The organism is Arthrobacter sp. Y3223164, from assembly GCF_059091005.1.
Genome location: NZ_JBNHGF010000110.1, coordinates 1 through 7632 on the forward strand (window position 1 = coordinate 1; position 7632 = coordinate 7632).

At 67.7% G+C, this 7632-nt stretch carries 7 protein-coding genes and 1 tRNA gene; all 8 read left to right on the forward strand.

The annotated features are described in order from the left end of the window. Positions 1-458: FtsB family cell division protein (locus AC5RUJ_RS07760; protein WP_494155733.1), on the forward strand; the 458-nt coding region annotated here is incomplete at its 5' end. Between the two features lie 70 nt (positions 459-528). Then, on the forward strand, positions 529-1236 hold the full coding sequence (locus AC5RUJ_RS07765) for a DUF501 domain-containing protein (RefSeq protein ID WP_494128019.1): 708 nt from the start codon (positions 529-531) through the stop codon (positions 1234-1236). Then, positions 1236-2186: a Ppx/GppA phosphatase family protein gene (locus tag AC5RUJ_RS07770; protein ID WP_494128020.1), complete on the forward strand. Its 951-nt coding sequence runs from the start codon at positions 1236-1238 to the stop codon at positions 2184-2186. Before AC5RUJ_RS07765 ends, AC5RUJ_RS07770 begins: the two co-directional genes overlap by 1 nt. A gap of 49 nt (positions 2187-2235) precedes the next feature. Beyond that, positions 2236-3678 carry a S8 family serine peptidase gene (locus tag AC5RUJ_RS07775; protein WP_494128021.1) on the forward strand — a complete coding sequence of 481 codons (1443 nt, stop codon included), beginning with the start codon at positions 2236-2238 and terminating at the stop codon, positions 3676-3678. 78 nt (positions 3679-3756) lie between these two features. Next, entirely contained in the window at positions 3757-5205 is a 1449-nt protein-coding gene (locus AC5RUJ_RS07780; RefSeq protein WP_494128022.1) for an NAD(P)/FAD-dependent oxidoreductase, read from the forward strand. A gap of 96 nt (positions 5206-5301) precedes the next feature. Beyond that, complete coding sequence (locus AC5RUJ_RS07785) at positions 5302-5811, forward strand: GNAT family N-acetyltransferase (RefSeq protein WP_494128023.1); 510 nt, start codon at positions 5302-5304, stop codon at positions 5809-5811. Positions 5812-5857: 46 nt separating this feature from the next. Continuing rightward, positions 5858-5930: transfer RNA gene (locus AC5RUJ_RS07790), tRNA-Leu, on the forward strand. Between the two features lie 144 nt (positions 5931-6074). Continuing rightward, positions 6075-7469, forward strand: a complete 1395-nt coding sequence (locus AC5RUJ_RS07795; protein WP_494073570.1) for an ABC transporter substrate-binding protein — start codon at positions 6075-6077, stop codon at positions 7467-7469. Positions 7470-7632: the final 163 nt, after the last annotated feature.

Here is a 7632-nt window from a genome sequence, read left to right on the forward strand (position 1 = left end):
CCGCACCGGCTGCCGGCCAAAAGCCCCGGCCACCGGCCAGGGAAACCCCGGCCGACGCCGTGCCGGTCCCGGCGAAAGCGTTCTCCGGGCGCCTGCTGGCGCTGGCCCTGGTGCTGGTATCAATCACCGTGCTGCTGGCCCCGTCGGTGCGGATCTTCATTGAACAGCGGGCGGAACTCTCCGCGCTGCAGGCGGACATCGCCGCCAAGAAAGACTCCAATGAACAGTTGACCAAGGAACTGGCCCGCTGGGACGATCCCGCCTACATCAAGCAGCAGGCCCGGGATCGCATATTCTATGTAATGCCGGGGGAGAAGCGGTACATGGTCACCGGCGCGGAGGGACTGCGCGAGTCCAACAAACATGCCTCCGCCACCGCACCCGAGGACCTGCCGTGGGTCGACGCCCTGTGGAACTCGGTGACCCGCGCGGCCACAGACTCGCCCGCAGCAGACTGACCTCCCGGCAGAGCCTGCCGAATCACACGGCCCTGCCCCACGGGCCGCAGCGCCAGGAAAGGACTGAGCCATGAACGACGCTCAGCGCACCCCCACCCCCGACGATCTCGACACCCTGAGCCGCCAGCTCGGCAGGCCCGTGCGCGACGTCGTGGAGATCGGCGCACGATGCGTCTGCGGAAACCCGCTGGTCGCCACGACGGCGCCGCGGCTAGGGAACGGAATCCCTTTCCCGACCACGTACTACCTGACCCACCCGGTCATCACGTCGGCGGTATCCCGGCTGGAGGCCGCAGGGGTCATGACGGAGATGACCGAACGGCTGGAGCAGGATCCGGAATTGGCCGCGGCCTACCACCGCGCGCACGAGGAGTACCTGGCGGCCCGCGACGAGGTCGGCAGCCGGGCCGGCATCGGCGACGTGCCCGAAATCGCGGGTGTCTCCGCCGGCGGCATGCCCACGCGGGTCAAATGCCTGCACGTCCTGGTGGGTCATTCGCTGGCCGCAGGTCCCGGCGTAAATCCGCTGGGCGACGAAGCGATCGAACGTATCGCGGAATGGTGGACCGCGGACCGCTGCTACTGCCCCGGAGCCTGGGATGTGGACGGCATCGCTCCGGCCCGGGATCTAAGCCGGCACACCCGGACGCAGGGACTGACGGCCGAAGAGCTGGCCGCGAAGAAGGCCCGGCGAGCCGGCGGCAGGGAGGCGGCGGACGACGACGGCGGCACCGTCGATGGCCCCACGTCCGGCCAGGCAGACGGAGGCGAGTCCTAGTGGCACGCGTCGGAGCGATCGATTGCGGAACCAACTCGATCCGCCTGCTGATCGCCGATGTCCAGGACGGCGGGCTCACCGACGTGGTCCGCGAGATGAGAGTCGTGCGGCTGGGGCAGGGCGTCGACGCCACCGGGGCGCTCGCGCCGGAAGCGTTGGAGCGGACCTTCGCGGCGGCGGAGGACTATGCCGGCCAGCTGCGCAGCCACGGTGCCGAAACCCTGCGCTTTGTCGCCACCTCCGCCACCCGCGACGCCGCCAACCGCCAGGTCTTCGTCGACGGCATCCGCCAGCGCCTCGGCGTGGAACCAGAAGTGATCAGTGGCCGGGAAGAGGCTGAGCTGTCCTTCACGGGCGCCGCCAACGTCCTGGCACCGCAACCGGGGGAGAAGGTGCTGGTGGTGGACCTGGGCGGCGGCAGCACCGAGTTCGTGCTGGGAACCGCCGACGGGGTGCTGGCCGCGCTCAGCACCGACATGGGGTGCGTCCGCTTTACCGAGCGGCACCTGCTCTCGGATCCGCCAACCGCCGCCGAGATCGCCCACGCCGTGGCGGGCGCCGAAGAACACCTGGCGCACGTGCTCGACGAGGTGCCGCTGGCCGACGTCGACCGCTTGGTCGGAGTGGCGGGGTCCGTCACCACGGTCACCGCCCACGCCTTGCAGCTGGCCGAGTATCGTCCGGAAAGCATCCACGGGGCGCATCTGGACGGTGCCCGGCTGGATGCTGCGTGCACCTCCCTCCTGAAGATGACGCGGCAACAGCGGGCCGCGTTGCCCTACATGCATCCTGGACGGGTCGATGTCATCGGCGCCGGCGCGCTCATCTGGCGGACCGTTTCCCGACGGCTGGCCGCACTGACCGGCGGCCGCGTGGACGGTGCGACAGCCAGCGAACACGATATTCTTGACGGAATCGCCCTGAGTGCGGCCACCCGGCTGCCGCACTGAGCTTCCCGGGTTCCGGGGACCAAACCGCTTTGCCAACGAAGGGACATCCATGCGCCAGCGCGACAGTGAATGGCCGGCCAGACGCGCGGCCGCGTCGAAGGCCTTCTCGCTGGGAACGGCGATCGCGGTGCTCGCCTCGTTGGTGCTTGCCGGCCCGGCCCAGGCGGACGACACCCGCGACAAGGAATACTGGCTGGACGCCTATGGGATTCGCGCCGCCTGGGACGAATCGCAGGGCGAAGGCGTCAAGGTAGCAGTGATCGACAGCGGCGTTGACGCGACGCACCCGGACCTCAAGGGTGCCGTGGTGGGCGGTACCGACGTATCCGGTTCCGGTGATCCCGATGGCCAGCGGGGCATCGGGCAAACGCCGGAGCACGGCACCTTGGTTGCCACCCTGCTGGCCGGACGCGGCCATGCACCGGAGAAAGACAAGAAGGACGCCAAAAAGAAGAACGACAAAGAGTCCAAGTCCAAGTCCAAGCACAAGGACGAGGGGATCGGCGCCGGCACGGACGGCGTGATCGGGGTGGCACCGAAGGCACAGATCCTGACGGCGTCTACCTGGCTCGGCACGCCCAACCCCTCGGGCATCGGCGTCGACGAGCAGATTCCGGCGGCCGTCCGCTGGGCCGTGGACAATGGCGCGCAGGTCATCAACATGTCACTGACCAGCTCCAGCACCTCCTGGCCGGAGAGCTGGGACGCGGCGTTCCTCTACGCCGAACAGCATGACGTGGTGGTCGTCGCCGCCGCGGGCAACCGCGCGGGCGGCACGGAACAGTCCGGCGCCCCTGCTACCATCCCCGGCGTGCTGACCGTGGCGGGATTGAACCGCGACGGCGAGGCGAGCCAGGAGGCCTCGGCCCAGAGCATCGTCATCGGTGTTGCGGCACCGGCCGAAAACCTGGTCGGCGGACTGCCCGGCGGCCTCTATGCCGACTGGTCCGGCACCTCCGGTGCCACGCCGCTGGTCTCGGGTGTGGCCGCACTGATCCGCTCCAAATACCCGGACATGAGCGCGGCCCAGGTGATCAACCGCATCGTCAGCACGGCCAAGGACGCAGGTGTTCCGGGCCATGATCCGATCTACGGCTACGGCGTACTCGACGCGGAGGCAGCCCTGAACGCGGACGTGCCGGAGGTCGCCGGCAACCCGCTCGGCTCCATCGCGCATTGGATTACGGTGCACCGCCGCGGTGAAGCCGCCGCCCCCCAGTCGGAGGCTCCGGTGCAGTCCAAGGCCGAGGCGCCGGATATTCCGGAACCCACTTCGCCCGTGGCGGTTCCCCCGAACAGCGAAGACTCGGTGCTGCCGGCCGTCCTCGTGTTTTCGTTCGGCGGACTGATCGCCGCCGTCCTAATATTGGGCGCCGTCCAGACCCTGCGCACGCGCAAGGCCGTGCGGCAGGGCACGTCGGCGGTCGAGGAAGCAAACACGGACTTCATCCCGCCGATCCGGGAAGAGATCCGGAAACCGGCCAAGAGCTGATTCTGCCTGGCCCCAGGGCTGTTATGCCCGCCGTCCGTACTTCGTGAAAAGTTTCACAAAAGCGACTATACTGAGGGCATGGCACTCACTCCTGCTCTGTCCGATCGTCCGCGCGTCCTGGTGGTCGGCGGCGGTTACGTTGGTCTTTACGTCGCGCTGAACCTCCAGAAGAAGGTCAAGCGGCACGGCGGCATCGTTACCCTGGTGGACCCGCTGCCGTACATGACCTACCAGCCGTTCCTGCCCGAGGTCGCCTCCGGCAGCATCGAAGCCCGCCATGTGGTGGTCAACCACCGGCAGCACCTGCGGGACACCGAACTCATCACCGGCAAGGTGACGTCGATCGACCATGCCGCGAAGAAGGCCGTGATCACCCCCGCCGCCGGCGAGGCCTTCGAGCTGGACTACCGCGACGTCGTCGTTGCCGCCGGTGCCATTACCCGCACCTTCCCGATCCCGGGACTGGCCGAAGCCGGCATCGGCCTGAAGACGGTGGAAGAAGCCGTGGAACTGCGCAACAAGGTCCTCGAGCGGATCGAAACCGGTTCGTTGCTCCCGGAGGGGCCGGAGCGGACCCGCGCGCTGACCTTCGTCGGCGTCGGCGGAGGCTTCGCCGGCATTGAAGCCATGACCGAGATCGAGGACCTGGCCCGCGCCGCCGTCAAGAAGAACGGGCGGCTGCGCCAGGAAGACCTGCGCTTCGTCCTGGTCGAGGCAATGGGCCGGATCATGCCCGAGGTTACCGAAGACCAGGCCGAATGGGTCGTGGAGCACATGCGCTCGCGCGGCATCGAGGTCATGCTCAACACCTCGCTGGCCAAGGCAGAAGGCGGCGTGCTGGAGCTGATCAACATGCCGGACAAGACTCCCGCCGAAACCTTCGAGGCCGATACCCTGCTGTGGACCGCCGGAGTGCAGGCGAACCCGGTGGCGCGCAACTTCGGCTTCCCGCAGGACGAGCGCGGCCGGATCAAGGCCGACGCCACGCTCCAGATCATCGACGAGAACGGCCCGATCGAGGGAGCCTGGACCGCCGGCGACGTCGCCGCCGTGCCGGACCTGACCGGCGGCGGCGTGGGAGGGTTCTGCGTTCCCAACGCCCAGCACGCCATCCGCCAGGCGAAGCGTCTCGCCAAGAACATCTACGCCGCCCGCTGGGGCGTGGGCACCGTCACCGAGTACAAGCACAAGAATCTGGGCGCAGTCGCCGGCTTCGGCCTGAACAAGGGCGTCGCCAAGATTATGGGCATCAAGCTCAAGGGCTGGCCGGCATGGATGGCTCACCGCGGCTACCACGGGATGGCCATGCCGACGGTGGAGCGCAAGATCCGCGTGATCTCGAACTGGTTCTGGACAATCTTCCTGGGCCGCGACACCACGCGCCTTGCCGACCTGCAGACCCCGTACCGCCAGTTCCGCGAGGCGGCTTCCCCCAAGCCGCGCCCGCAGGCCGCCGAGGCCCCCAAGCCGGCAGGGGATGCCAAGGGCACCGGGGCGGACAAGGAGCTCGCCTCCACCGGCCGCTAGGCGCACCGGCATCAGGCCCGGGTACCGCTGTGGCGGTGCCCGGGCTTTACTGCATTTAACGAGATCCCGGTGGGGGGGGCCGCATAGAATGCTGCGGTGAGGATCAGGACGGAACAGCGGGACGACCGGTCGGCCGTGCTCCGGCTAGTGTCACGCGCCTTCGCCACCGACGACGGCGATGAACCGGTGGAAGCCCGGCTGCTGGCCGAGTTGTACGGCTGCGACGGCTTCCTGCCGGAGTTTTCGCTCGTCGCCGAAGAAGGGGGCGCCGTCATTGGCCATGTCATCAGCACCCGCGGCTGGATCGGCGATGAGCCCGCGCTGGGGTTGGGGCCCCTTGCCGTGGAGCCGAACCATCAGCGTGCAGGGATCGGGGCGGCCCTGCTGCAGGAAACGCGGCATCGCGCCGAGGCGGCCGGGGAGAGCGTGATCGTGCTGCTGGGAAGCACCGGCTACTATCCGCGGTTTGGTTATCGGCCAGCCAGCGAACTGGGCATCGGTGCCCCGGATCCGTCGTGGGACGCCAACTTCATGGCCCTCCCGCTGGCCGGCCGGCCGGTGCCGGCGGGTGTTTTCCGCTACGCCGAACCCTTCGGGCGATTGTGAACCGGCGCGGGCCCATCAAGTACCCTAGGTAGGTGCCGGAGTGCTGGCCCCCGTAGTCCAATGGCAGAGACAACCGACTTAAAATCGGTCCAGTGTGGGTTCGAGTCCCACCGGGGGTACGGATTAAGTGTGACGAGCGTTACAAGGATGTAACCCAAAACGCTTATTTTCAACAACGAATTGGACTAGTTTTCTCTGTAATCAGGAATACCTGGTGATCGCATCAAAGGTTCGCGGACCTTTCGATCGAGGAGAAAACATACATGACTGCAACACGCAATGCAGTGCTTTTCGGCACCGGCGGCAACTCCGCACGCGCGGGAAGGGTGGCCGCGCTCGGTTTGGGGATCGCTTTGTTTGCCTCGGCTTGCGGCGGGGGCACGTCAACGCCTTCGGAGACCGGCGGGGGAGCCGGCACATCGGCACCGGCGGGGGCATCCGGTTTGGTGTGTCCCGACGCGGGGGAGGGCGGGGGTCCCACGGCAGGCGCGACGGGTGACCCCTCCGCCGTTCCCGAGACGAAGGGCTCCACTGATACCCCGCTGAAAATCGGCACGCTGCTGCCCGCCACCGGCTCGCTGGCCTTCCTGGGCCCGCCGGAAGTTGCGGGCGTCGAGCTGGCCGTTGAGCGGATCAACGAGGCCGGCGGCGTACTGGGCAAGGACGTGGAAACCATCCAGCGAGACTCCGGCGATACCACCACCGACATCGCTACCCAGTCCGTGACCGAACTGCTGAGCGAGGATGTCAGCGCCGTCGTTGGCGCAGCGTCCTCGGGCGTATCCAAGACCGTGATCAACCAGATTACGGGCGCAGGGGTGGTGCAGATTTCCCCTGCGAACACCTCGCCGGATTTCACCACCTGGGACGACAACAACCTCTACTGGCGCACCGCGCCGTCGGATGTGCTGCAGGGCCGCACGCTGGGCAGCTACATGGTGTCCTGCGGCGCCCAGACGCTGGGCATGATCGTGCTGAACGACGCCTATGGCACCGGCCTGGCGGAGAACGTCAAGCAGGCGTTTGAAGGCGCCGGCGGCCAGGTTGTGGCCACCGAGATGTTCAACGAGGGTGACTCCCAGTTCAGCTCGCAGGTGGACGCCGTGGTCAACGCCAAGCCCGACGCGATCGCGCTGATCACCTTCGACCAGATCAAGTCGATCGCACCGCTGCTGCTGTCCAAGGGAGTCACCCCCGACCAGATGTTCCTGGTGGACGGCAACACCTCGGACCTGAGCGCGGACCTCGATCCGGGTGCCATGGCCGGAGCCCAGGGCACGATCCCCGGAACGTTCGCCAAGGAAGATTTCCAGGCGGCGCTGGCGAAAATGGACGACAACCTCAATTCCTACTCCTACGCAGGTGAGTCCTACGATGCGGTGAACCTGGTGGCCCTGGCAGCCGAGGCTGCCGGAAGCACCAAGGGCGAGGACATCGCCAAGGAAATGCAGGGCGTGTCCGCGGACGGCGAAAAGTGCTTCGACTTCGCCGGCTGTGTCACGCTGCTGCGCGACGGCAAGGACATCGATTACGACGGCATCTCCGGCCCGATCTCGTTCGACGAGAACGGTGATCCGACCGAGGCCTACATCGGCATCTACGAGTACGACGACACCAACGTACCGCAGCCGAAGCGCGAGGAGTTCGGCCAGCTGTAAGGCTGATCCAGCACCACGGGTAGCACTGCAGAGGGTCCCGGCCGCCGGTCGGGGCCCTCTGCCGTGCTCCCGGGCCGGACGTTCCGGAGCGGGATGCGAAGGCGGTGCCGGCATGAGAGGTCCGCTGGGACCGGGCCGGGCGGGGCGTTGGGGGACGAGCATG

Excerpts from the sequence above, each read along its gene's own strand:
- AC5RUJ_RS07765 (WP_494128019.1), top strand. The coding sequence starts at position 529 with ATGAACGACGCTCAGCGCACCCCCACCCCCGACGATCTCGACACCCTG.
- AC5RUJ_RS07775 (WP_494128021.1), top strand. The coding sequence starts at position 2,236 with ATGCGCCAGCGCGACAGTGAATGGCCGGCCAGACGCGCGGCCGCGTCG.
- AC5RUJ_RS07780 (WP_494128022.1), top strand. The coding sequence starts at position 3,757 with ATGGCACTCACTCCTGCTCTGTCCGATCGTCCGCGCGTCCTGGTGGTC.
- AC5RUJ_RS07795 (WP_494073570.1), top strand. The coding sequence starts at position 6,075 with ATGACTGCAACACGCAATGCAGTGCTTTTCGGCACCGGCGGCAACTCC.